22 protein-coding genes are annotated in these 24,211 nt (G+C 70.4%); 9 read left to right on the plus strand and 13 right to left on the minus strand.

What is annotated here, in order from left to right; translation table 11 throughout:
- Positions 1–242: 242 nt before the first annotated feature.
- On the plus strand, positions 243–1,265 hold the full coding sequence (locus ACIA73_RS00645) for a response regulator transcription factor (protein WP_399436023.1): 1,023 nt from the start codon (positions 243–245) through the stop codon (positions 1,263–1,265).
- Between the two features lie 103 nt (positions 1,266–1,368).
- Here the strand turns inward: ACIA73_RS00645 and ACIA73_RS00650 are convergent, their stop codons facing one another.
- From ACIA73_RS00650 to ACIA73_RS00670, 5 genes are all read right to left on the minus strand, one after another.
- Entirely contained in the window at positions 1,369–2,358 is a 990-nt protein-coding gene (locus ACIA73_RS00650) for a TolB family protein (protein ID WP_399436024.1), read from the minus strand.
- Entirely contained in the window at positions 2,355–3,698 is a 1,344-nt protein-coding gene (locus ACIA73_RS00655) for an MFS transporter (RefSeq protein ID WP_399436025.1), read from the minus strand. The genes ACIA73_RS00650 and ACIA73_RS00655 overlap by 4 nt, the downstream gene beginning before the upstream one ends.
- A complete protein-coding gene (locus tag ACIA73_RS00660) occupies positions 3,698–4,972 on the minus strand; it encodes a discoidin domain-containing protein (protein WP_399436026.1) in 1,275 nt (424 codons plus the stop codon). Before ACIA73_RS00660 ends, ACIA73_RS00655 begins: the two co-directional genes overlap by 1 nt.
- A gap of 319 nt (positions 4,973–5,291) precedes the next feature.
- Positions 5,292–6,296, minus strand: a complete 1,005-nt coding sequence (locus ACIA73_RS00665; RefSeq protein ID WP_399436027.1) for a glycoside hydrolase family 5 protein — start codon at positions 6,294–6,296, stop codon at positions 5,292–5,294.
- Between the two features lie 171 nt (positions 6,297–6,467).
- Positions 6,468–7,778, minus strand: a complete 1,311-nt coding sequence (locus ACIA73_RS00670; RefSeq protein ID WP_399436028.1) for an MFS transporter — start codon at positions 7,776–7,778, stop codon at positions 6,468–6,470.
- Positions 7,779–7,823: 45 nt separating this feature from the next.
- Between ACIA73_RS00670 and ACIA73_RS00675 the strand changes: the two genes are divergently transcribed.
- The gene (locus ACIA73_RS00675; protein ID WP_399436029.1) at positions 7,824–9,143 is read left to right on the plus strand and encodes an aminotransferase class I/II-fold pyridoxal phosphate-dependent enzyme; all 1,320 of its coding nucleotides are present in this window, start codon (positions 7,824–7,826) and stop codon (positions 9,141–9,143) included.
- A gap of 124 nt (positions 9,144–9,267) precedes the next feature.
- Here ACIA73_RS00675 and ACIA73_RS00680 read toward each other — a convergent pair whose 3' ends face one another.
- A complete protein-coding gene (locus tag ACIA73_RS00680) occupies positions 9,268–9,948 on the minus strand; it encodes an NAD(P)H oxidoreductase (RefSeq protein WP_399436030.1) in 681 nt (226 codons plus the stop codon).
- A gap of 124 nt (positions 9,949–10,072) precedes the next feature.
- Here ACIA73_RS00680 and ACIA73_RS00685 point away from each other — a divergent pair, with 124 nt between their 5' ends.
- Entirely contained in the window at positions 10,073–11,011 is a 939-nt protein-coding gene (locus tag ACIA73_RS00685) for an AraC family transcriptional regulator (RefSeq protein WP_399436032.1), read from the plus strand.
- 149 nt (positions 11,012–11,160) lie between these two features.
- Here the strand turns inward: ACIA73_RS00685 and ACIA73_RS00690 are convergent, their stop codons facing one another.
- Both ACIA73_RS00690 and ACIA73_RS00695 read right to left on the minus strand, forming a co-directional pair.
- Positions 11,161–12,024 carry a PIG-L family deacetylase gene (locus ACIA73_RS00690; RefSeq protein WP_399436033.1) on the minus strand — a complete coding sequence of 288 codons (864 nt, stop codon included), beginning with the start codon at positions 12,022–12,024 and terminating at the stop codon, positions 11,161–11,163.
- Positions 12,025–12,145: 121 nt separating this feature from the next.
- Positions 12,146–12,970, minus strand: coding sequence for an HAD family acid phosphatase (locus ACIA73_RS00695; RefSeq protein WP_399436731.1), 825 nt, complete (start codon positions 12,968–12,970; stop codon positions 12,146–12,148).
- A gap of 236 nt (positions 12,971–13,206) precedes the next feature.
- Between ACIA73_RS00695 and ACIA73_RS00700 the strand changes: the two genes are divergently transcribed.
- From ACIA73_RS00700 to ACIA73_RS00715, 4 genes are all read left to right on the plus strand, one after another.
- Entirely contained in the window at positions 13,207–13,662 is a 456-nt protein-coding gene (locus ACIA73_RS00700; RefSeq protein WP_399436034.1) for an OsmC family protein, read from the plus strand.
- 184 nt (positions 13,663–13,846) lie between these two features.
- The gene (locus tag ACIA73_RS00705) at positions 13,847–15,688 is read left to right on the plus strand and encodes a chitinase (RefSeq protein ID WP_399436035.1); all 1,842 of its coding nucleotides are present in this window, start codon (positions 13,847–13,849) and stop codon (positions 15,686–15,688) included.
- Positions 15,689–15,746: 58 nt separating this feature from the next.
- On the plus strand, positions 15,747–16,040 hold the full coding sequence (locus ACIA73_RS00710) for a hypothetical protein (RefSeq protein ID WP_399436036.1): 294 nt from the start codon (positions 15,747–15,749) through the stop codon (positions 16,038–16,040).
- 173 nt (positions 16,041–16,213) lie between these two features.
- Positions 16,214–17,113, plus strand: a complete 900-nt coding sequence (locus ACIA73_RS00715; RefSeq protein ID WP_399436037.1) for an NAD-dependent protein deacetylase — start codon at positions 16,214–16,216, stop codon at positions 17,111–17,113.
- A 68-nt stretch (positions 17,114–17,181) separates the two neighbouring features.
- Here ACIA73_RS00715 and ACIA73_RS00720 read toward each other — a convergent pair whose 3' ends face one another.
- The 3 genes from ACIA73_RS00720 to ACIA73_RS00730 all read right to left on the minus strand — a co-directional run bounded on the left by ACIA73_RS00720 (position 17,182) and on the right by ACIA73_RS00730 (position 19,678).
- Positions 17,182–17,730 carry an EF-hand domain-containing protein gene (locus ACIA73_RS00720; RefSeq protein WP_399436038.1) on the minus strand — a complete coding sequence of 183 codons (549 nt, stop codon included), beginning with the start codon at positions 17,728–17,730 and terminating at the stop codon, positions 17,182–17,184.
- A 146-nt stretch (positions 17,731–17,876) separates the two neighbouring features.
- The gene (locus ACIA73_RS00725) at positions 17,877–18,497 is read right to left on the minus strand and encodes a hypothetical protein (RefSeq protein WP_399436039.1); all 621 of its coding nucleotides are present in this window, start codon (positions 18,495–18,497) and stop codon (positions 17,877–17,879) included.
- Positions 18,498–18,883: 386 nt separating this feature from the next.
- Positions 18,884–19,678 carry an SDR family NAD(P)-dependent oxidoreductase gene (locus ACIA73_RS00730; protein ID WP_399436040.1) on the minus strand — a complete coding sequence of 265 codons (795 nt, stop codon included), beginning with the start codon at positions 19,676–19,678 and terminating at the stop codon, positions 18,884–18,886.
- Positions 19,679–19,894: 216 nt separating this feature from the next.
- On the opposite strand from ACIA73_RS00730, the gene ACIA73_RS00735 reads away from it, so the two are divergent.
- On the plus strand, positions 19,895–20,803 hold the full coding sequence (locus ACIA73_RS00735; protein WP_399436041.1) for a hypothetical protein: 909 nt from the start codon (positions 19,895–19,897) through the stop codon (positions 20,801–20,803).
- Between the two features lie 55 nt (positions 20,804–20,858).
- Here ACIA73_RS00735 and ACIA73_RS00740 read toward each other — a convergent pair whose 3' ends face one another.
- Positions 20,859–21,827 (minus strand): endo-beta-N-acetylglucosaminidase H, encoded by a 969-nt coding sequence (locus ACIA73_RS00740; RefSeq protein WP_399436042.1) that lies wholly within the window; start codon positions 21,825–21,827, stop codon positions 20,859–20,861.
- Between the two features lie 110 nt (positions 21,828–21,937).
- The gene (locus ACIA73_RS00745) at positions 21,938–22,600 is read right to left on the minus strand and encodes a deoxynucleoside kinase (protein WP_399436043.1); all 663 of its coding nucleotides are present in this window, start codon (positions 22,598–22,600) and stop codon (positions 21,938–21,940) included.
- 375 nt (positions 22,601–22,975) lie between these two features.
- Here ACIA73_RS00745 and ACIA73_RS00750 point away from each other — a divergent pair, with 375 nt between their 5' ends.
- Entirely contained in the window at positions 22,976–24,187 is a 1,212-nt protein-coding gene (locus tag ACIA73_RS00750) for a 4-hydroxybenzoate 3-monooxygenase (RefSeq protein WP_399436044.1), read from the plus strand.
- Positions 24,188–24,211 lie beyond the last annotated feature (24 nt).

Below are 24,211 nucleotides of genomic sequence, written 5' to 3' on the forward strand. Positions count from 1 at the left end.
GCGACAGAGGAAAGGACCGTGCGGGGGGAAGCGGCGACAACAGCGTTGCTCATGAACAGCACCTTTCGAAAAGCTCACCGAATGGGGGGCAGCAGGAACTTGGGGTGCCCCTGCCTCGTGCTCGTACGCCACGATCTTGTCCGACAAAGCCTCCGGAGGCCACGGAATCCGGGTGACCACAAGTCCGTGACGAGTTCCCGTCACCGCGACAGCACGCTTCCTCACGAGAAAGGCGTAAGCCTGTGACCTCTTCCCGCCGCCTTCCGCCCCTCGACGAACTCCAGGTACAGCTCTACCGGCTCGCACTTGAGCGCGGCCAGTGCGTGCCCGACGACATGGCGCGCGAGCTCGGCCGCTCCCAGGACGAGGTGGGCAGGGCAGTCGCCGACCTGATGGATCTGCACCTGCTGCGGCCCGCCACCGACGACACCTGCGACCGTCCGGCCGGCCGGACGACGTACCTCCCCAGCAACCCGGACGTCGCCGCCGCCAACCTCACCGGCCCCATCAACACCCAGATACAGCAGCTGCACCGGCAGGCCGACGAGGTCAGCAGCCGGGTGATGTCGATGAAGACGGTCTTCGAGGAGTCCTGGCAGAACCGGGTCGTCAAGTCCCCCATCGAGCACCTGGTGCTGCGCGACAGCGTGCAGAACCTGCTGGAGCATCTCTCGTACACCGTCCAGAAGGAAGTCGTCGCCGCCTACCCGCAGTTGCCGTCACCCGAAGCGCTCGCCGAGGGAAAGCCCAGGACCGCTGACGTCATCAACCGTGGGGTGGTGATGCGCACCCTGTACCCGCACTCCGTTCTCGCCCACCCCTACGTCCGGGAACATGTGGAGGAGATGCTCGAACTCGGCGCGCAGATACGCACGGTGAGCACCGTCCCCAACAAGATGATCATCTTCGACGTCGCGACGGCCGTCGTCAGCGACGAGTCCGAGGAACAGGGCAGCGCGGCCGTCACCTTCCAGGACCCGGCACTGGTACGCGTGCTGTACGGGACGTGGCAGAGCATCTGGGAAGTGGCCCGCCCGGTCCTCGGCCCGGTCCGCGAACTCGACGACACCCGCGAGGACCTGCGCCGCAACGTACTGCGCCTGCTGGCCTCCGGCATCAAGGACGAGGTGGCCGCGAAACGCCTGTCCGTCTCGGTGACCACCTACCGCCGCCACGTCACCAGCATGCTGACCGAGCTGGGCGCCCAGAGCCGCTTCCAGGCGGGCAGCTACGCGCAACGGCTCGGCTGGCTCACCCAGGACTGATCGCGCGGGGTCGACGGACGCGGCGCTCTCCCGCCGGGTGGAAGCCCTGCCAGTCGGGTCCGTCAGGTCTGCTGGGTCTGCCGGGTCCGTCGGTTCCGCCGGGTCAGCGCACCGCCACCGGGGAGGACCCGCCCCGGACGATGAGGCGAGGGGTGCCGGAGCCGTCGGCGGGGGCCGTCCAGATGTCGCTCTTGCGGCCGTCGCTGCCCGGCAGGGCGTAGCCGACGGTCGTGTCGTCCAGCCAGGCGGCCTGGTCGTCGACGCTGCGGGCTTCGGCCAGGGGGTGTTCCTTGAGGGTGGCGAGGTCGAGGACGTGGAGCCGCCAGGGGGCCTGGGGGTGGTCCGAGACCTTCTTCTTGAACGCGAGGCGGGTGTTGTCCGGGGAGAGGGAGGGACATTCGACGTTGGTGCGCAGCGCCTTGGCGGACCACTTGCGCAGGTCGCCCTGGACCAGGTGGGTGCTGCCCTTGGAGGAGACGGTGGCGTAGAAGCGGTTGTCGTCGCGGGCGAAGGTCACGCCCCAGAAGTTGACGTCGGGGGCGTGGTAGCGGGTGCCGTCGATGGTCAGCGGGATCTCTTCGATCGACTTGACCAGGTCGCCGGTGCGCAGATTCAGGATGGCCGTACGGGTGGAGAAGGCCGAGGTCGCGTAGGAGTCGCCGGTGGCGAACGTGGTCCAGGACAGGAGTTGGCCCGAGGCGGATACGCGGGCCCGGTTGGGGATGCCAGCGACGATCACCCTGCGGATCTGCCGCATCCGCCGGTCGAGCACGAGTGCCTCGGTGCGGGCGGGTACGCCGGGAAGTTTACGCAGACACAGGGCGCGCTCCCCCGCCGCGTAGAACCGGTCGCAGGAGGGGCCGCCGTTCACCCGCGGCGCCTGGCGGCCCGGTTGGCGTACGACCCGTCCGGTGGCCGCGTCTCGGAAGTACAGTCCTGGTTCGGCGAGGGTGAACGAGGCGTCCGCGTCGGCCTGTTGAGCCGGCACTTCACGCTGCCGGGCGTGCAGTACGTAGCCCAGGGAGCCGCCGCCGAGGAGGAGCACCGCGGCGATGACCAGGACGATATGGAGCTGCCGGGCGCGGGGGTTCATGAGGCCTCCGGGGTGGGAGAGGGCGGGGGCGGGGTGGCGGCCGGGGTGGCACCCCCGGTGGACAGGACCCGCCGGGCGGCGAGCAGCGCCGCGGCCAGCGCACACGCCGCCACCAGCAGCGCGGGCCCCTGCCCCCAGAACGTCCAGGCCGCCCCGAATCCGGCGGCGCCCACCAGCCGGGCCAGTGCCTGGCCGGTCTGCAGGATCGCGAACCCGCTCGCCCGTCCGTGCGCGGGCAGCACGGGGCCGGCCAGTGCCATCAGTACGCCGTCGGTGGCGGCGTAGAAGATCCCCAGCAGCGCCAGTACGGCCACCAGGCCGGCCCAGGAGACGGGGGCGAGCAGCACGGTGTACGCGCCGAGCAGGGCGGCGTGTCCGAGCAGGAACGGCACCCGGCGCCCCATCCGGTCGGCGATCCGTCCCGCCGGAACGGCGAGCAGCAGATAGCCGGCGGCGGCACCGAGCGGCAGCAGCGGGAAAAGGGTGGGAGGGAGGTCGAGGCCGCGCTGGAGCAGCAGGTAGAGGAAGGCGTCGCCGATGGTGGCGGCCCCGAGCAGACAGGCCGCGTACAGGATGCGCCGGAAGGCGGGGTCACGAAGCGGCTTGTGCGGTTCGGGCTTGGCGGGGCTCTCGTCCGGCCTGGCGATGCTCGCGTCGGGCTTGGTGATGCTCGCGTCGGGCCCGGCGGTGGCGCGGGGCTTGGGCGTGGGCGGGCCGGAGGCGTTGGGGACGTACAGGATGAGCAGCAGCACGCCGAGCAGGCCCGCGCAGAAGCTGACGACGAACACCGCGTCGTAGGCGTCGGCGGTGGCCCACAGGACGGCGAAGGCGACGAGCGGGCCGAGCAGGGCGCCCGTGGTGTCCATGGCGCGGTGTACGCCGAAGGAGCGGCCGAGGGTCTCGGGCGGGCCGCTGAGGGAGATCAGGGCGTCGCGCGGTGCGGTGCGGATGCCCTTGCCGAGGCGGTCGGCGGCGAGCGCGGCGGCGATTCCCCCGGCACCGCCGCCTGCCAGCAGCAGGCCGAGGCGGGAGAGGGCGGAGAGCAGATAGCCGGCTCCGGCGACCCGTTTGTGGTGGCCGCCGCGGTCGGCGAGACGCCCGCCGAGGAGCCGCACGAGGGCGGTCGCACCATTGAACAGGCCGTCCAGGAAACCGAATTGGAGGGGTGAGAGGCCGAGCCCCAGGACGAGGTAGAGCGGCAGTACGGCCGTGACCATCTCGGAGGAGATGTCGGTGACGAGGCTGACCGTGCCGAGTGCGAGGACGGTACCGGGGACGCGCCGCCGCACCCCTGCGGGGCGGGGCGGCGCGTCCGGGCGGCCGTTGGCGGCCAGGTACATCAGTGGCAGCTGTACTTCGGGCTGGTGTCCTTGACCTGGTTGTCGGTGCCGACGTAGGTCCAGCTGTAGCCGTTGTCCGTGAAGTCCATCTTCAGCACGCCGTACGGGCCGCTGATGCGCTTCTGACTGTTGGGCTGGATCTCCTCGATGGCGTACGGTTCGGCGCCGCCCATGCCGCCGACGATCTCGACGATGCCGTCGGAAGTCGCCTTGCCGTCGGCGTTCTGCGGGGCGAACCGCTCGTAGTGGTGGTCGTGTCCGCCGAGTACGACGTCGGTCTTGGCGCCGTACAGGAGCTTCCACACCGGCTTGGAGACCGGCTGGTTGCCGTGCCCGCCGGAGGAGTAGAGCGGGTGGTGGAAGTAGGCGGCGATGCACTTCTTGCTGTTGGCGGCGAGGTCGGCCTTCAGCCAGTTGATCTGCTCGGTCTTGTCGAAGGAGTTGGAGTCGAGGGCGATGAAGTGCCAGTTGCCCTCGTTGTAGCTGTAGTAGCTCTTGCCCTGCGGGTAGGCGATGGAGCCGAAGTAGGACTTGTACCCGGAGAGGGAGCCGGCCGGGTCGTAGGTCTCGTGGTTTCCGGGGACCGGGCGGGTCTTGGCCTTGAAGGCGCCCCAGGTCTTGTCGTAGTAGTCGCGGAAGTCGGAGAGGCGGGCGTCGTCGTACTGGTTGTCGCCCATCGTCAGGTAGAACTTCGGGTTGATCCGCTGGGCGAGCGCCGCGGTCTTGGGGTGGGCGCAGCTGCTGCTGGAGGCCGTGCACTGGGCGGCGATGTCACCGACGGCGACCACCGTGAAGGCACCGGTGGGCGGCGGTCCCTCGTCGAGGGTGCCGTACACCTCGGCGTCGAAGAGCGAGTAGCCGTACGAGGTGCCACGCGTGGTGCCGTACACCCGGAGGTAACGGCCCTTGCCGGTGAGGCCGGTCAGGTCGTCGGTGCCGCCGTTGCCGGCCGTCTCCTCAGCGATCTTCGTCCAGGTCGTGCCGTCTGCCGAGGTCTCGACGCGGTACGCCTTGGCGTAGGCGTCCTCCCAGGTCAGCTTGAGCCGGGAGACGGTGGCGGTGGCCCCGAGATCGACCTGGATCCACTGCGGGTCGACGCCCTCGGCGCTGGCCCAGCGGGTGGCGGGGTCGCCGTCGAAGGCGTTGCCCGCGCCGTACGACGAGGACTCGGTGGAGGAGGCGGTGGCGGGTTTCCCGGTCGAGACGACCGGGTCGGCTGCGGCCCCGGCCGATCCGGAGGAGGCGAGCAGCAGTCCGCCGACGAGTGCGAACACGGCGGCGAGTGTGAGGAGGAGGGTGGGGTGTCGTCTGCCGTGGGGCTGCGGGAAAGGGGCTGAGACGTTCAGGCGCATACCTGGACTCCCTGGCGTGGGGGTGGCGAGAGCTGGATGGTGGGGCTGGCCGCCGCCCCGGGTGCAGGGAGGGGCGGCGGGACGGCGGCCGGGTCAGAGCTCTCACTGAGCGCGTCATGCCCGTGAAATGGGGCACCGCGCCAAGCCGCCGTCAGGTGGAGGGTGAGGCAGGCAGGTCTTCTGCCAGTACGTCAGTCGGGTTGGCCGGACGGGGAGTTGGACGTAGAACCGTCCCCGCGTCTCACTCGCGGATGCGGTTGCGGATCCAGACTCCGGCCTCCTTGAGCACCGAAGTGCCCGTCCACTTGTCGTCGGTGTCGCAGACGCCCTCCTTGAAGACGGCGCCCGAGCGCTCGTCGTCGGAGTAGTTCCAGTTGACCCACGAGATCTTCTTGCGCTTCATGAGGTCGAGGTACTTCTGCGCCATCGCGAAGTCGTTGGCCCCCTCGCCCTCGTAGTTCTGGGTGCCGAACTCGGTGACGAAGACCGGCAGTCGGTCGGAGGCCCGGTCGAGGGCCGACAGGTACTCCTCGCGGTGCGAGGCCGCGTAGAAGTGGAACGTGTACATGATGTTCGAGGCCCGTACCGGGTTGTTCACGACCTCCGACTCGTCCGCGTCCTCGGAGACGCCGAACGACGACCACGCGCGGGTTCCGACCAGGATCACCGAGTCGGGGTCCTGGGCGCGGATGACCGGGATGATCTTCTCCGCGTACGACTTGACGCGGGACCAGCTGACGCCGGACGGCTCGTTGGCTATCTCGTAGAGCACGCCGGGGTGGTCCTTGTACTTCTTCGCCATGGCGGTGAAGAAGGTCTTGGCGCGCTCCAGGTTGAACTGCGGGTCGCCCGGCTCCAGCATGTGCCAGTCGATGATCGCGTACATGCCCTGGGCGTGGGCCATGTCGACGAACTTCATCGCGCGGGCGGTGAATTTGGCCGGGTCGTCCTCGTATCCCCCGTCCTGGACGTAGGTGGAGATGCGCAGGACGTCGGCGCGCCAGTCGGTGGCGAGGGCGCCGACCGACTTGCTGGTGACGCACTTCGGGTACCACTGGGTGCCGTGCGTGCTCATCCCGTTGAGCTGGACGGCTTTTCCGTCGGCGTCACAGAGCTGGGTGCCGCAGACCTTGAGGGGGCCGTTGATCGCCTGCGCCCCCCGGGCGGAGGAGTCGGACCCGGCGGCGGACGCCGAGGTGGGGCTGGTCAGTGCGAGAAGGACAGCCGCGAGAGAACCGGCGGTCATGGGCATGACAGATCGGAGTGATCTTTGCATCACGGGCTCCAAGTGTGGGGTGGGCGCGTGTTCCTGGCGTGAAAGCTAGGGGGCTCCACAGGTGGCGTCAAGAGTGTTGTGAAACCTTCCTAACTATTAACCGGAACGTCAGCCGGCCCACCCCGCCACGAGTGCGGCCGGTCATTGCCCGCCGGCGGCAACCGGGGGTACCGGCAGTGCCGGACCGGCGAGGCGGTCGCGGGTCAGGCGGTACTGGGCGAGCGAGGCGGCGGTGAGGGCCGCTCCCAGGCCGAGCCATCCCAGCGGGCCCGCGGCGAGGGTGGCCGAGACGACGAGCGGGCCGAGACTGCGCTGCACGGACACGGCCAGTCCGTGGACCCCGAGATAGGCACCTTGGGCGTCGTCGGCGGCCAGCACGACGGAGAGCTCCCAGGAGAGCGTCGCGTGGAGCATCTCGGCGCAGGTGAGGGCGGTGGCCGCGAGGATCAGGGCGGCCACGGCGGTCCAGGTCCCGGCGGCGGCGGAGGCGGCGAGGGCGACGGTTCCCACCACGAAGGCCCCGGCCAGCGGGAGAAGGAGCCGGCGGGCGGCCCGGGTGTCCGGGGCGAGCTTGGCCATCGGCACCTGGAAGGCCACGACCAGCACGTTGTTGAGGACCAGGAGCAGCGGGGCGAGGCCGTGCGGGGCGTCGGTGGCGTGGATGATCCAGAGCGGCAGGCCCACGGAGAAGATCACGTCATCGAGGAAGAGAACCGCTTCGCTCGCGGTGTAGAGGAGGTACGTACGGTCGCGCCAGGGGCCGGAGCGGGAGACGGGCACGGACTCCTCGGCGGCGGAGGAGGTGACGACCCGGGAGGGGCGGGCGGGCTCGGCGCAGCGCGAGACGACCACGGCGGCGCAGAGACTGGAGAGGGCGTTGCCGACGACCAGGGCCTGATAGGCGGCGGTGCTGCCGATCGCGAGGGCGCCCGCGGCGGCGAGGCCTCCGATGGCGAAGCCGACGTTGACGACGGTGCGGTTGACGGCCTGGAAGCGCACCCGGTGGGGGCCGGAGACGCGGGCCGCGAAGAGTTTGGTGAGGACGCTGGTGGCGCGGTCTCCGAGGCTGGTGGCGGCGGCGAAGGCGAGCAGGAGGGTGAACTCGTCGGTGAGCAGCAGGGCGGCGGAGCCCAGGGCGCGCAGCAGTTGGGTGGCGACGAGGACGTGGGTGACGAGGAATCGGTCCGCCAAGCGGCCCGCGAGGGGCGCGCCCGCGATGCCGACGCCGGCGGATATCGCGAGGAGCAGGCCGACCTGGGCGACCGAGAGGCCCGCGACGTATGTGAAGTAGAGGGCGGCGGTGCCCGCCCAGAGCCCGGATCCCGTCTTGTCCACGAGGGAGACGGCGAGCAGCCGGCGTCCGTCACGGCCCCCTGGAATGCGGTCCTGCCACGCGGTGCGGTCCCGCCGCGCGGTGTGGCCCTGCCCTGTGACTCGGCCCTTCTCCGGCACCGTTCCCCCTTGCGTTCTCTTTTGTATTGATACATAATTGATTATGTGGCAGCACAATATGCGATCAGTGGTACGTCCGCCAAGGAGATTTCCGCGTCCGTCGAGCGCGGAGTGGCGGAGGGCGGCCTCGCGCCGGGCGACGCCCTGCCCCCGGTGCGGCGCCTGGCCGAGGAGCTGGGGGTCAGCCCCGGGACGGTTGCAACCGCGTACAAGGAACTGCGCGGACGCGGAATCGTCGTGACGCGGGGACGCGGCGGAACCGTGGTGGCCGAGGCGCCGGCGGTGGGATCGCGGAGGCCGCCCAGGGTGCCCCCGGGGGTGCGGGACCTGGCCGGCGGCCATCCCGACCCGGCATTCCTGCCGGTACTGCTGCCCCCCGCCCGGGTGGAGCCCGTCAGCGGGTCGCACCGCGCGTCACCGCGGCTGGCGGAGCTGGAAGTGGCGGCCAGGCAGTGGTGCGCGCAGGACGGCGTACCCGATGCACATGTGACGTTCGCGCACGGAGCGCTGGACTGCGTCTCACGGCTGCTGTCGGCGGAGTTGAGGCCGGGGGACGCCGTGGCGGTGGAGGACCCCGGGTTCCATCACCTGCTGGATCTGGTGCCCGCGCTGGGTCTGCGGGCGGTGCCGGTGGCCGTGGACGCGCAGGGGATGCGGGCCGAGCCGTTGCGGGCGGCACTGCGGGCCGGAGTGCGGGCCGTGGTGTGCAGTCCTCGGGCCCAGAGCCCGGGGAGCGGGTACTTCTCGGCGGCGCGGCGCGGTCAACTCCTGTCAGTGCTGCGGGAGTTCCCGGATGTGCTGGTGGTGGAGGACGACCACAACGCGGACATCGCCGGAGTGCCGCTGCACTCGCTGGCGTCCGGCGGTCTCCCCCGCTGGGCCCATGTCCGTACGGTGTCCAAGCATCTGGGCATCGACCTGCGGTGGGCGGCGCTGGCGTGCGACGCGAAGACGCTGGCGCGGCACGACGGGCGGCTGCTGCTCACCTCGGGGTGGGTGAGTCATGTGCTTCAGGAGACGGTGCTGCGACTGATGACGGACGCCGGGACGCGTGCGCTGGTGGCGCGCGCCCAGGACACGTACACGGAGCGGCGCGAGGAGCTGGTGGGGCAGCTGGCACGGCGCGGCATCGCGGCCCGGGGAAGCAGCGGGCTGAGCGTGTGGGTGCCGGTGCGGGACGAGTCGGCGGTGGTGAACGGGCTGCGGTCGTACGGGTGGTGGGTGGCCGCGGGGGCGCGGTTCCGGATCGCGTCGGGGCCCGGGGTGCGGATCACCACGGCGGGTCTGGAAGGGGCGGATGCGGCCCGGCTGGCCGCGGACTTCGCGGAGGTGCTGGGCGAGTCCGAGGCGACGTACGGGGGTTGAGCGCCTGTGGGGGGGGGGGGGGGGGGGGGGCGGCGGGGGGGGGGGGGGGGGCGCCCGCCGCCCCCCCCCCCCCCCCCCCCCCCCCCCCCCCCCCCCCCCCCCCCGCCACAGGTCACCCCGCCCGTCAGGCGGCCACGAGCTCCTCCGCGGCGAACTTCTCCACGAACTCCCCCGCACGCCGGTCGAGATCGGCGTACTGCGCCTCCCGCTCGGCGCCCGTGACCGCCGCGCCGACCAGCAGGTTGCCCTCGGCGTCGACGCGCTGCGGGCGCTCCTCCACGTCGGTGAGCAGGCCGACGGTGGACCGGGAGAAACCGCAGTAGTAGGCGATGCCTTCACTTAGGTTGGTTTCGAGGACGGTCTGCATCCCCTGCACGATGGGATCGTCACCCGTGGCGCCGGCCAACCCCAGCCACAGCATGCGCTTGCCGGCGAGGCGGGGCTTGCTGCGGCCGTAGGCGAACCCGTAGTTCCACACGCGGTCGATCCAGCCCTTGAGAATCGCGGGCACGCTCTGCCAGTACACCGGGAAGACGGCGACGACGACATCGGCGTCCAGGACGCGCTGCATATGGGCGTGCACTTCGTCCGAGTACGGCTTCTCCCGGTTGCCCCAGTCCGGCTGGTCGGCCGCGTTCATCCGTGGGTCGAACCCCTCGGCGTGCAGGTCGAGCAGGTCGATGCGGTATCCGGCGGCTTCGAGCCGGGCGGCGGCCCGGCGGGCCGTGTGCGCGGTGAGGGAATCGGTGCGGTGGTGTGCGACCACCACGAGGGCTGTCCTGGTGCGGTCGGCGGAGTGCGTCACGGTGTCTCCCGATGAGTCTCGGCGTATCCGGGTGGTTCCCGGTTGGTGCGGTGAATCCAGTACAGCCGCAGCGGCGTGGATGAACCATGGGAGAAACGCTCCGGGACATAGGAGATCGTCTACGATGCGTGGCGTGGATCCGTTGAGTTCGCTTCTGAGTGGCATACGGGCCGAGGGCTCGGTCGTCAGCCATGCCGTACTGTCCGCCCCCTGGGCCATCCGCTTCGCCGACGACGCACCGCTCACCATGATCAGCGTGCTGCGCGGCGGGGGCACCCTGCTGCTGCCCGACGGCACCGAACGCGCGGTGGGCGTGGGCGACACGGCCATCGTGAGCGGCTCCGCACCGTTCCACCTCGCGGACCGCACCGCCTCCGTGCACAGCGCCCATGCCGCGTACGAGATCGCCTGCTTCGCCACGGACGCCGAGTGCGCCGGCCAGGACCTCGGCGGTATCCGCTGGGGCGAGGATTCGACGGAGGCGACCGCGCTGATCGTGGGCGCCTACCGCGCATCGGGCCACCGTCACGAGCGGCTGCTGCGTTCCCTGCCGCCCGTCCTGGTGGTGCAGGAGGACGTCGAGGTCTGCCGCTGGCTGGAGACGGCCGCCGTCGACGCCGCCCAACTCACGCCCGGTTCACAGGCGTTGATGGACCGTCTGCTCGACTGGGCCCTGGTGTGCACCCTGCGCAACTGGTTCGACCGGGCGGGCGCCGACGCGCCCAACTGGTACCGGGGCCTCGCCGACCCCGTCCTCGCCCCCGCGCTTCAGGCCTTCCACGAACGGCCCGCCGAGGCCTGGACGGTGGCCTCGCTCGCCACCCGGTCCGGCGTCTCCCGGGCTCTGTTCGCCAAGCGCTTCACCCAGCTGATGGGCCGCCCGCCCCTCGCCTACCTCACCGAGTACCGGATGGACGAGGCCCAGACCCTGCTGACCGACACCGACCTCAGCATCGCCCAGATCGGCAGGTCGGCCGGCTATGCGGACGCGTTCGGCTTCAGCGCCGCGTTCAAACGCCACAAGGGCCTGAGCCCCAGCTCGTTCCGCGCCATGACCGCCTGAGGGCCGGCGGCTGTCGGCTGACGACTGACGGCTGACGGCTGACGGCTGACGGCTGACGGCTGACGGCTTGAGAGTCTGTGGCTGAACCGCGCACATCCTGACGTGGTGCCGGGGCCGTCGCCGCCGCCCGGCACCACGCAGGACGCGGATCAGCGCAGGCCGGCGAAGAGGTCGTTCTCGGGGACGGGGGCGCCGGTGGCGTCCTGGACCCGCAGGAAGGTCTCCATGCCCATCAGCTCTCCGAACCTCTCCTTGCCCATCTTGAGGAAGAAGATGTTCTCGCCCTGACTGGCATGGGCGGCCAGCGAATCAAACTTCTGACCGCTGTACGCGGTGGTGTCCACCCAGGTGGTGATCTGGTCGTCGGGGAGTCCGAGCTCGGCCAGCGCGGCGAGCTCGTCAGGGTCCGGCTCCGGCACGGCTTCCCCCGGGACGGCGTCCCCCGGCAGGTCCTCCTGGAACTCCCGCATGATCTCCCCGAACCGCTGGATCCCCGAGTGGGGCATCGTCGTCCAGTAGACCTTCGGCGTCAGCTCGGTCATCTCCACCGCCGCCATCGTGATGCGGTGGGCCTGGATGTGGTCGGGGTGACCGTAGAAGCCGTTCTCGTCGTAGGTGACGACCACATCGGGCCGGTAGTGCCGCATGAGTTCGGCGAGCCGGGTGGCGCCCTCCTCCACGGGGGTCTTCCAGAACGACCCGGGGGCGTCGTTGCTCGGCCAGCCCATCATTCCGGAGTCGGCGTAATCGAGCGTCTCCAGATCGCTGATCTTCAGGACGTCGGCACTCGCCTCCAGCTCCTTGCGGCGCATCCCTGCGACGGCCTGCGGGTCGTGCCCGGGATCGCCGGGCTTGACGCCCCCTGGCCCGTCACCGCAACCGCCGTCGGTACACGTCACCAGAACCGTGCGGATGCCTTCCGCCGCGTACCGCGCGAGGACTCCTCCGGTGCTGGTGGCCTCGTCGTCGGGGTGGGCGTGCACTGCCATGAGCGTCAACGGCCGGTCAATCACGAAAGAGTCCTTCGGTAGAGGTACGTCCGGGCCGAGTGCGCGCCCCGCTTGAGCGGGGCCGGCCCCCAACGGATACCAACCGTGACGGTGGGACCGGTGTTCCCGGGCGCGTTCCCGGACCCTAGCTGACCTTGTACATCGGGTTCGGCAGCTTGAAGGTGCGGTCCGCGTAACCGCCGGTGAAGTCGGAATCCTGGTCACCGATGCTGGCGACCAGGTCGAAGCCCCGGGACTCGATGTACTTGCGGGTGGCGGTCTTGTACTGGGCGCCGTCGCACGTCCACGCGTCACCCGCGCCGCACGCCTCCTTGAGGTACGCGGGCGGGTTCGCCTTGTCCTTGAGGAAGAGGTGGGTGCGGTCGAGCGGGGTCCGCACGCCGACCTTGGCGAGGTTCTTCGCGAACGGGGCGCGCACGTCCTCGGCGGAGCCGGTGAGGAAGAAGACCTCGACACCCTTGCTCCTGGCGTAGTTGACGAGCTCGGGCATGCCGTGGACGGGACCGCGGTCGGCCTTGCTCACGTAGTCCGTGAAGGACTTGGTGCCGTACGTGAAGTTCGTCGCCTTCTCGTAGTCGTACGTCAGGAGCATGGTGTCGTCGACGTCGAGCACCACGGCGGGCTTCTTGCCGTGCCGCGTGCCCTTCCTGCCCGCTTCGGCGAGGTGCTTCCTGGCGGCCTTCTCGACCCGCTGCACGTCGTGCGCGTACGGGCTGTCCGCCGCTGCGGACCAGGTGCCGTCGGCGTTCTTCGTCCCGCCGTAGTAACGGTCGATCTGGGTGACGAGGTCGGCGATGTTCTGCGGCTCGTGCGCGCCGGGGCGGCTCTTCGCGGCGGCCGCGGGCTGCTGCGGCGCGTCCTCGGCACTCGCCACGCCCGTACCGTAGACGGCCCCTCCCGCCAGGGCGACGGTGGCTGCGAGGCTGGCGATACGGGTGTTCCAACGCATCATTGCGCGATCTCCGATGATCAGGGGGCGGTGCCAAAACGGCGGCGGTCGTTGCAGGTCGCGCCCTGTCTACGCGCATCACATCGGCGACCTCAAGGTTCTTTGCCCAGCCATTGCCCTACCTTTCCCTCGCCCACGCGATTCCGGCACGCAACGCGTGCAGCGGGCAAGGCCGTTCCGGTCCCACCGCCGTCGCTCGACAAGGGTTCGTACGGCGTACGGATACCGTCATCGGCATGACTGACAACTCACTGCGCACAGTTTCCCTGACGCGCTCCGGCCCCGGCACGTTCACCGCCACCAACGCCCGTGGCGGCACCCTCGACTTCGGTACCGGCCAGAACTCCGACTTCACGCCCGTCGAGCTCTTCCTCGCGGCGATCGGCGGCTGCACGGCGGTCGACGTGGAGGCCGCCACGGGCCGGCACACCGAGGCGACCGCCTTCTCCGTCACCACCTCAGGCGACAAGGTCGAGGACGAGAGCGGCAACCGGATGTCCGATCTCCGGGTCACCTTCTCCGTCACGTTCCCCGAGGGCCCCTCAGGGGATCGCGCGCGGGCGATCCTTCCCCGCGCGGTGAAGAGTTCGCACGACCGGCTCTGCACGGTCAGCCGCACCGTCGAGGCGGGTGAGCCGGTCAGCACGACCGTCTCCGATGCCGCCGAGTCCGCCGGCCCGGCCGACGCCTGACGTCTCGGGGCCCGTGCCTGAGAGCCGGTGTCTCAGGCTCCGGGGGCGAGCGGCCGGCCACCCACCGGCCGCTCGCCGGGAACGGTCCGCTCCTGATGCCGCCGGCAGTCTTGACAACTCCATTGGTCTGGACCAACCATGACGGCCACCCGTACCTCCAAATCCCCCCGCTCTGGAGGCAGTTGTGGACCGTCCCCGCCCGCCCCGCACCCCCAGAATCCGACGATTCGCCACCTCCGTCGGTCTCGCCCTCACCGCTCTCGCGCTCGCCGCGTCCAGCCTCACCACCGCCTCCCCGGCAGCCGCCGCCGACACCGAACTCGCCCGCAACGGCGGCTTCGAGGCCGGGCTCACCGGCTGGAGCTGCACCGCGGGAGCCGTGGTCACCACTCCCGTCCGCAGTGGCGCCTCCGCCCTGAAGGCCACCCCGGCCGGCAGCGACCACGCCAAGTGCACGCAGACCGTTACGGTCAGGCCCGACTCGACGTACACACTGAGCGGTTGGGTGCGAGGTTCGTACGTCTACCTCGGTGCGAGCGGCACGGGCACCACCGATGTGTCGACCTGGACCCAGTCCGCCGACGCCTTCAAGCAGCTGAGCACCACCTTCAGGACCGGTGCGAACACCACCCAGGTGTCGATCTACACCCACGGCTGGTACGGCACCCCCGCCTACTACGCCGACGACCTGAGCCTGCTGGGCCCGGGCGACACCACCCAGCCCCAGCCGCCCGCCCCGCCGGCCGGCCTCAAGGCGGGCACCGTCACCTCGACCAGCGCCGCGCTCAGCTGGTCGGCTTCCACCGGCGCCACCTCGTACGCCGTCTACCGCAACGGCAGCAGGGCCACCACGGTCACCGGCACCTCGGCCACCCTCACCGGGCTCGCCCCGGCCACGGCGTACAGCGTCCAGGTGACGGCCCTGAACGCGGACGGCGAATCGGCGAAGTCGACGGCGCTCACCGTGACCACTCCCCCGGGCGGTGGCAATCCCGACCCCGGCGGGGACCTCCCCCCGCACGCCCTGATCGGCTATCTGCACTCCAGCTTCGCGAACGGCTCCGGCTACACCAGGATGGCCGACGTCCCCGCCTCGTGGGACGTCATCAACCTCGCCTTCGGCGAACCCACCTCGGTGACCAGCGGCGACATCCGGTTCAAGCTCTGCCCGGCCGCCGAGTGCCCGAACGTCGAGTCGGAGGCCGAATTCAAGGCGGCCGTCAAGGCCAAGCAGGCCCAGGGCAAGAAGGTACTCATCTCCATCGGCGGCCAGAACGGGCAGGTCAGGCTCACCACGGCCGCCGCCCGGGACGCGTTCGTCGCCTCCGTCTCGAAGGTCATCGACGAGTACGGTCTGAACGGCCTCGACATCGACTTCGAGGGCCACTCGCTCTCGCTGGACACCCCCGACACCGACTTCAAGAACCCGACGACCCCGGTCGTCGTCAACCTGATCTCGGCGGTCAGGACGCTGAAGGCGAAGTACGGCAGCGGCTTCGTCCTGACCATGGCGCCGGAGACCTTCTTCGTGCAGCTGGGCTACCAGTTCTACGGCGTGGGCAAGTGGGGCGGCCAGGACCCGCGCGCGGGCGCCTACCTTCCGGTCATCCACGCGCTGCGGGACGACCTGACCCTGCTGCACGTCCAGGACTACAACTCCGGGCCGATCATGGGGCTCGACAACCAGTACCACTCGATGGGCGGCGCCGACTTCCACATCGCGATGACCGACATGCTGCTCACCGGCTTCCCGGTGGCGGGCGACGCGAACAACGTCTTCCCGCCGCTGCGTCCGGAGCAGGTGGCCATCGGAATGCCCGCCTCCACCCAGGCCGGCAACGGGTGGGTGTCCTCCGCCGAGGTCAACAAGGCGCTGGACTGCCTGACCAGGAAGACCAACTGCGGCAGCTACCAGACCCACGGCACCTGGCCGGCCCTGCGCGGCCTGATGACCTGGTCGATCAACTGGGACCGCTTCAACAACCAGGAGTTCAGCCGGAACTTCGACAGCTATTTCGGGAGCTGACGACGATCTTCGGGACCCGCGCACATCTGTCGCTGACCAGCGGGAAGAATGCACTCCCGTGACTACTTCAGCCATACCCGCACTTACACCGATCTACGACCTTCTCGTCCAGGAGCTGGGCGACGCCCTGACAGAGAGCCGCATCGCCGCCCAGCAGACCCAGGACGAGGCCCAGCAGGCCCTGGACTGGAGCGGTCTGCGCCCCGCCACCGCACAGCGGCAGGAGCGCGCGTTCTCCGCCTTCGGCCACGCACGGAGCAGCGAGCACGCGCAGAACGGGGGGCAGCAGAACGGGGGGCACGCACCGAGCGGGCAGAGCCCGGCCCTGCCCGCTCGGCGAACCGCACAGTAAGCGGCTCGGCACCTCTTCCGGTCGGGCCGCCCTGCGAGGGCGCCCCGACCGGAAGGGTGCCCCGACCGGAAGGGTGCCCCGACCGGAAGGGTGCCCCAACGGGAAGGCGCCCCACCCGGAAAGGCGCCCCGCCGGGGAAAGGCGTCCCGTCCGGTCTTTCGTACCCTGGCAGTATGCGTATGCGCCCCACCTTGAACTGGGTTCCCGACGGTGACCTGCCACCCGGCACCGCGGACTGGGAGCCGGTCGCCGAAGCGCTGGGCCGCGGCGGCGTCCTGGTGCTCAGCGGAGCGGGCATGTCCACGGAGTCCGGCATCCCCGACTACCGGGGAGAGGGCGGGAGCCTGAGCCGGCACACCCCGATGACCTATCAGGAGTTCACCGCCGATCCGCAGGCCCGGCGCCGGTACTGGGCGCGCAGCCATCTGGGCTGGCGCGTCTTCGGCCGGGCCCGCCCCAACGCCGGTCACCGGGCGGTGGCCGCCTTCGCACGCCACGGCCTGGCCCCCGGCCTGATCACGCAGAACGTCGACGGGCTGCACCAGGCCGCCGGCAGCGTGGATGTGGTGGAACTGCACGGCAGCCTGGACCGGGTCGTCTGTCTGTCCTGCGGGACCGTCGGCGCGCGCCGCGAACTCGCCGTCCGCCTGACGCAGGCCAACCCCGGCTTCGCTCCGGTGGCCGCCGGAATCAACCCGGACGGCGACGCCGACCTCACCGACCAGCAGGTAGGGGACTTCCGCGTGGTGCCCTGCACGGTGTGCGGCGGAGTCCTCAAACCGGACGTCGTGTTCTTCGGCGAGGCCGTGCCGCCGCAGCGGGTCGAGCAGTGCCGGGCCCTGGTCCGGGAGGCGACCTCACTCCTGGTTCTCGGCTCTTCGCTGACGGTGATGTCCGGGCTTCGGTTCGTACGCGAGGCCGCTCGCGCGCAGAAGCCCGTACTCATCGTCAACAGGGACCCCACGCGCGGCGACCGGCTGGCCCTGACCCGGGTGGCGCTGCCGCTCGGGCAGGTCCTCACCGACGTGGCCGAGCGGCTCGGCGTACGCGTCGAGGGCCCACCGGCGGCCTGAGAGTCCGTACGGGACAGGGACAGGGACAGGGACAGGCAAGGGCCGGCGGGCCGGTTGTGCGCGAGTCGTCAGGCGACCGCGCCGAGGAGGGCGCTGCCCGCGCCCTCGTTGTTCTCGTCCAGCAGGAAGTCGCTCCATCCCGCCACGTACTCCTCCCGCGTGATGTGACCGTCGGCGTTGAGGTCGAGGCCCCTCGCCGAGGCCCGGGCCACCTCGTGCTCCAGGCCCCAGGCGATCAGGAACTCCGTCATCTGGTCCACCGTCGCCACACCGTCGTCGTCGGCGTCGATCGCCGCGAACTCGGCGTGGAGACCGTCGCGCAGATTGCGCTCCAGGAGGGTCGGGTCTCCGAACGCCCCCGACATCGCGCGGTGGAACTCGTCGCGGCTGATCTGCCCGTCGCCGTTGGCGTCGGCGTGCTCCAGGAGAAGGGCCCAGCAGCGCTGCCGTTCCAGCACCAGCATCGCCCCCTTGGGCGACGTCTCGCCGACGCCGGTGGCGCGCGCGATCGACCGGGCGAGCGTGATGAAGTCCTGCTCCTCCAGCACCCCGTTGACGTCCACGTCAAGCATGTCGAACATGCGGTCGTACTTGAGTCCGATCACGTCACTGGTCATGAAAAGGCCTTCCCGAGGAATACGAACTGACCCCAGCAGCATGGGCGGCTCGCGCGGCCCGGCGGGCGTCCGGACACGAACGGGGCAGTGGATGGCACACGTTGGCGGTACACCCGCGTTGTCCCCTTGACCGGGCGGTACGGACGCTACGGCCGCCGCCACATGTCCGACAGGCGCACTCCGTGGAGCGTGCGCAGCCGTCGCAGTTCCCAGCCGGTCAGCATCAGCAGGGTCACCGGGCCGGTCAGTCCGAGCAGCAGGCGGACCGGCATCGAGACCTGGTCGTACATGGGGTCGCCGATCGACGGCAGGACGACGGCCAGGACGGTGAAGAAGGGGACGACCGCCGGCAGGGCGTCGTTGATGTCGGCGGTGCGTCCGCCGTTGAGGATGAGCAGGAGCCCCCCGAACACACTGAAGGCGAGCAGCCACCAGCCAGGGACGGTGCTCCAGGACAACGGCGGCAGCCCGTGGGAGAGGCTGAGGGGGGAGAAGACGGACGCGGTCATCGTCACGACGAAAGCGAGTAGCGGGCCGCGCCACTTGGCGGCGGCGGCCCGTTTGCCGCCCCTCGGGGTCAGCGCGATCACGCACCAGGCGATGTAGAAGTTCATCTGTACGGCGCTGAGGCCGTAACCGAAGCTGTGGATGAACTGGTCGGGGATCTCGTGCAGGGGCATCAGACCGAGCCCCAGCCAGCCGCCGACGGTCAGGGCGAGCCCGAGCACCAGCCGCCACAGACGGGCCCTCCTGATGACGGGGTCCACCACCCGTCCCTGGCGGGTCGGCGTGCATATCCGGTACGCGGCGATCACCGGCACCAGCCAGCCCAGCCACCACAGGGCCCCGCGCCGGGTGCGGGGAACAGTGCGCAGCAGGGGTGGCGGGCCCGGAGGGCGCGGTGTACCCGGCGGCGGTGGCGGGTCCGTGCGGGGGGCTCTGGTGGGTGGAAACGGCACGGCTGTCCGGCCCCCGTCCTCGTACCTCTGGCTCACTGCTCCGCCAACTGCCCCCGATCGGCGGCAAGTTGAGGCCATCATGGGCGAACGGACGGAGATCGGCAAGAGTTCCTGACGTCGCGAGTTCCTGGAGCCGAGAGCTACTGGAGCCGAGAGCTACTGGAGCCGCGGGCTGCTGAAGCCGCGAGCTCGCCCTACGGCAGGATCGAGTCCACGTATCCCCCGTCCACCCGCAGAGCTCCGCCCGTCGTCGCCGAGGCCAGCGGTGAGGCGAGGTAGAGAACCATGTGGGCGATCTCCTCCGGTTCGATGAGGCGCTGGAGGAGCGACTGCGGGCGGTGCTCACGCATGAAGGTGCGCTGGGCCTCCTCCCAGGGCAGGTCCTCGTCGACGAGTTCGTACACGAAGTCCTCCACTCCCTCGGTGTGGGTGGGGCCCGCGAGGACGGTGTTCACCGTGACGCCGGTGCCTGCCGCCTCCTTGGCGAATCCCCGGCCGACAGCGAGGAGGGCCGTCTTGGAAACCCCGTAGTGGATCATCTCGACGGGGGTCACCACGGCGGAGTCGCTGGCGATGTACTGCACCCGGCCCCAGCCACGCTCCTGCATTCCGGGCAAAAATCGCCTGGTCAGGCGGATGGCGGCCAGGACGTTGATCTCGAAGTAGCGGCGCCACTCCTCGTCGGTGATCTCCAGGGCGGGCCGGGCGCCGAAGATGCCGAGGTTGTTGATGAGGACGTCGGGTGCGGGGAGTACGCCGGCGATCCTCTCGACGCCTTCGGGGGTGGTGACGTCGGCGGGGGCGGCCACCAGCTCGGCGCCGGGCACGCGCTCGGCGATCTTCCCGATGGCCTCTTCCACGCGGGCGCCGTCGCGCCCGTTGACGGCGACGCGTGCGCCTGCCTGCGCCAGGCAGGTGGCGATCGCCAGGCCGATGCCCTGGGTGGATCCGGTCACCAGCGCCGTGCGTCCATCGAGATCGAGTTTCACTCGCGGTCTCCTGTCATCTCATTCGGGCGATGTGGGTGGGGGTGGTGGTGGTGAGCAATGCGGGCAGTCGGCTGCCGGTACCCGCGTACGGTTCGGGCCTCGCGTCCTGATGGCTCGTCAGATCATTGCCCCGAACCCCGGCCGGGGTCCAAAGTCCCGCCCATTCCACCCGAAAGGCAGGGGGGCACGGCCGTCCGGCGTCCCTACCGTGGAACCATGACGAACTCTCCCGAACCTCGCATCCTCGACCTCGACCGTGCCCAGCTCTCCGCGCTGCGCGGCCGGACCCTCACCCGGTCCGTGGCCGCCGCCGAGGGGCGGACGATGGTCGCCGAGGTCTTCGCCGAGCGGGCCGCGCTCTCCCCGCACCCCGACGGCCGGGGCGTGCACAACGCCGAGCTGGTGGCAGCCTTCGGTGCGGACATCGTCGTACTGAACCTCATCGAGCGGGCCTGGGACGGCGAGCGCCTGACCCTGCCGGGGCTCGGCAGCTTCAGCACCTTCACCGAGCTGGCCCAGGTCATCGGCCGCCCCATCGGCGTCAACCTGGAACCGGGGGACGTGCCCGAGATCCGCCGGGCCAAGCCCGAGTACGCCAAGCGCCTGGTCGACATGGGGGCGGCCATGCTGTGCATCACGGCGAACCCGGGCACCGGCGGCTCGTACGAGGCGATGGCCAGGGTCACCGAGGAGCTGCGCGCGGGCCTCGGTGACGACGCGGCCCTGTGGTCGGGGAAGATGCACCACGCCGGGCACCCCGAGCGGGTCACCACCTCACGGCTCACCGCCCTGGTGGACGCGGGCGCCGACGGCGTCGTCATGCCGCTGCCCGGCACCCTGCCCGGGGTCACCCGGGAGCTGGCGGCCGAGGCGGTGGCCGCGGTGCAGGACGCCGGGGCGATCGTGATGGGCGCCATCGGCACCAGCCAGGAGGGGAGCCACGCCAATGTCGTGCCGCAGCTCGCCCTCAACGCCAAGGAGGCCGGGTTCGACGCCCATCACTTCGGCGACTCCTACATCCCCGGGATGTGCGACCCCGAGGTCATGTACGCGTACTCCGTCGCCGTCCGCGGCCGCCGCCACACCTGGAACCGGATGGCCCTCTCGGGCCGCCACGCACGCTGACCTGCGGGGCCCGCAGAACCCCGGGAACCCACCAGCCCTACGAGCCCCACCAGACCTACGGGGTGTAGACGGCCGCGCTCCCGTACAGCTCCTTGGTGAAGCCGGACACATAGCCGCGCCGGTCGGCACCGTCCAGGTTGTAGGTCAGGTACACGCCGTACTTCTCGCTGACGGTACGCCTGGCCAGGGAGGCCGCGGTGCTCGCGGAGGTCGCCGTGATGTCGACGGCCGCGGGTGAGAGGCCCGACTTGGGCAGGCCGATGCCGGGTACCTGCCAGGTTCCGTACCAGGGGTTCCAGGCGTAGTTGAACTTCGAGGTGATGTTCACGCCGCCGTAGGAGAGCCTCGATGCGGCCGGGCCGATGTTGTACAGGGAGATCAGCTTGCCCGGCATGCTGGCGCGCAGCGCGGAGACCAGGTGCACGAAGGAGGAGGCGTTGGGCTGACCGGTGCCGTTCTTCCCGTACTCCGCGTACTCGTCGTCGAAGTCGATGCCGTCGAGCCCGTACTTGCCGACGGCGTCGGAGAGCTGTTTGGCGAAGCCGGAGGCCGCCGACTGGGACGGGAAGTTGGCGAAGCCCGCGCCCTCGTGGTTGCCGAGCACCGACAGCACGACCTTGATGCCCTTGGCCTGGAGCGGCCGGATCTGGGTCTGGGCGTTGTCCAGCACGCGCTGCACGTTCTCGTTGAAGTGCAGGTAGGCCGACTTCTTGGTGGTGTCGTAGTTGATGTTGGCCGCGAAGATCACGGCGACGTCGAAGACATTGCCGCCGCCGTTGGCGAGGGTGTACTTGCCGACGTTGAGCATGCTGTTGCTGTTCACTTCGACGTAGGCCACGGAGATCGGCCCCTGCTTGGCGGCCTTCTGCCCGGCGGCCCCCGCCGTGGGGGCCGCTGCCGCCGTCGCGGGGGTGGCCGCCGTCGCGGCAGCCAGGGGCAGCACCGCCAGCAGGGCGAGCGCGGCCGCCCGTATCCCCGTGCGGCTTCGGCTTCGGCTTCGGCTTCGGCCTGGAGTCGTCAGCATCGTTGGTCGGTTTCCCTTCGGGAGGTCCACTTCCTGAGACATGACGTGTACCTGCCCCTCCCAGCGGTGCGGGGAACCGGCCCCTCGTGCAGGCCCTGCGAAGGCTTTTCTCAGGCCCGGATGCCGCTCGCCACCAGGGCGTCCTTGACCTCCCGTACGACGCGGGCCGCGTCCTGGGGGTTGTTCACCACGTCCGTGCAGCTCATGTCGATGACGAGGACCTCGCTGGCCGAGTAGTGCGTGTGCACCCAGTCGTCGTAGCCGGCCCACAGCGTCCGGTAGTACGCGACGAGGCTCTCGTCCTGCTCGAAATCACGGCCGCGCAGTCCGATGCGGTGCAGCACCGTTTCGAAGTCCGCCTTGAGGTAGACCATGAGGTCGGGCGCCTTGCGGTACGGCAGGCCGTCGATCTCCCGCATCATCTCGTTGAGCAGCCCCTCGTACACCCGCATTTCCAGGGAGCTGATCCGGCCCAGGTCGTGATTGACCTTGGCGAAGTACCAGTCCTCGTAGATGGACCGGTCGAGGACGTTGTCGCCCCTCTTGTACGCCTCCTTGATGGAGGCGAACCGGGTCTGCAGGAAATAGAGCTGGAGGAGGAAGGGGTAGCGCTTCGCCTGGATCTCCTCGGGGCTCGCCGTGTAGAAGAGCGGCAGGATCGGGTTGTCGTCCACGCTTTCGTAGAAGACGTCGCTGCCGAGCTCCTTGGCGATCAGTTCGGCGACACTCGTCTTGCCGATTCCGATCATGCCTCCGACGCAGATCACTGACATTCCTCGCTTCTCCCCGGGCTTCTTCCCCCCAGCCGGACGGGGCCGGCGGGTGACCGCCTCAGCGACCGGCCGGACAGGCCGCTACCTCGCTGCTGCGCACGGCGGCGACCACCGCCGCGCGACCGCCCTGAAGCATAGATGACGCCCCCTGCCACCCCGGCAGGGCACCGGCACCGCCCCCCGCCCTGCTTCACGTCACGCAAGCACCTCGGGTACGCCTGCGGTGCAACCAGCTTGCGGCCAGGGTGAGTTGAGAGCGGAACTCGTGCGACCTCACCGCCCCCCAGGGCCCGGAGTATCGTTTCGCCGTTCGAGCCGGGCAATCGGGTGATTCTGTGAAGATCACTGCTTTTGGGCTGCTTAATATCTCGTTCCGTGACAGACGGGAAGGGTCGGCGGAGTCCGGCCGACCATACGACCGATGTTGTCGTCCTCGGAGCCGGCCCCGCCGGTCTGGTGCTCGCCAACATCCTGCTGGACCGGGGCATCGACTGCGTCGTCCTGGAGCGTGCCGGGCGCGCGCACGTGGAGACGCGGGCGCGGGCCGGGTTCCTGGCCGCCGGGACCGTACGGATCCTGGAGGCGCACGGCCTCGCCGACGGGCTGCACCGGAACGGCAAGCTCCACAGCACCTGTGAGTTCCGCACCGAGGACGGCCGGTTCCAGCTGGACTACAGCGCGCTCGGCCAGGGGGAACAGCACACCGTCTACCCCCAGCAGGACCTGGTGAGTGACCTGCTGAACCGATTCCTGGCGCGCGGCGGACAGGTCCGCTTCGCCACCGAGGCCGTGTCCGTGCAGGATGCCGACGGTGAGAGGCCCCGGGTGTCCGTACGGGAGACCGACGGGCGGCCGGTTCTGTGGCAGGGGCGGTACGTCGCCGGGTGCGACGGACGGCACGGGGCGGCCCGGCGTTCGCTGCCCGACGGGGTGGTCCGCCGTCACCGCGATCACGGAGTGACCTGGCTCGGGCTGCTGGCCGAGGCGCCGCCCAGCCTGGACGCCGTCGGGTACGCGGTGCACGCGCGCGGGTTCGCCGGGCACATGGCCCGCACCAGCGAGATCACCCGGTACTACCTGCAGTGCGAGCGGGGCACTCCGGCCGGCGCCTGGTCCGAGGAGCGGATCTGGGACGAGCTGGATCTGCGGATGCGGGCGAAGGAGTTCGGGCCGCTGCTCCGCGGACGTATCGTGCACCGCTCGGTCGTCGCCCTGGAGTCCGACGTGCTCGAACCGCTGCGCCACGGTGCGCTGTTCCTCGTCGGCGACTCGGCCGGCCTGATCAGCCCGTCCGCCGCCAAGGGCGCCAACCTGGCCGTGCTCGAAGCGGATCTCCTGGCCCGCGCGCTGATCGACGATCTCACCGCCGGGCATCGCGAGGGGCTCGACACCTACTCGGCGCGGTCCCTGGCGCACATCTGGCGTGCCCAGGAGTTCTCGCACTGGATGATCGGGCTGCTCCACGGCCCGTCCGGCGCGGACGGCGAGTCACTGTTCCACAACTCCCTGCGCCGCGCCCGCCTGGCCTCGCTGCGCACCTCGCGCAGCCATCAGGACTGGTTCGCCGACCACTACGTCGGCGTGTAGGGCGGCGTACACCACTCGGGCCCC

The sequence above is a fragment of the Streptomyces sp. NPDC051561 genome (assembly GCF_044454195.1).
Lineage (GTDB): Bacteria > Actinomycetota > Actinomycetes > Streptomycetales > Streptomycetaceae > Streptomyces.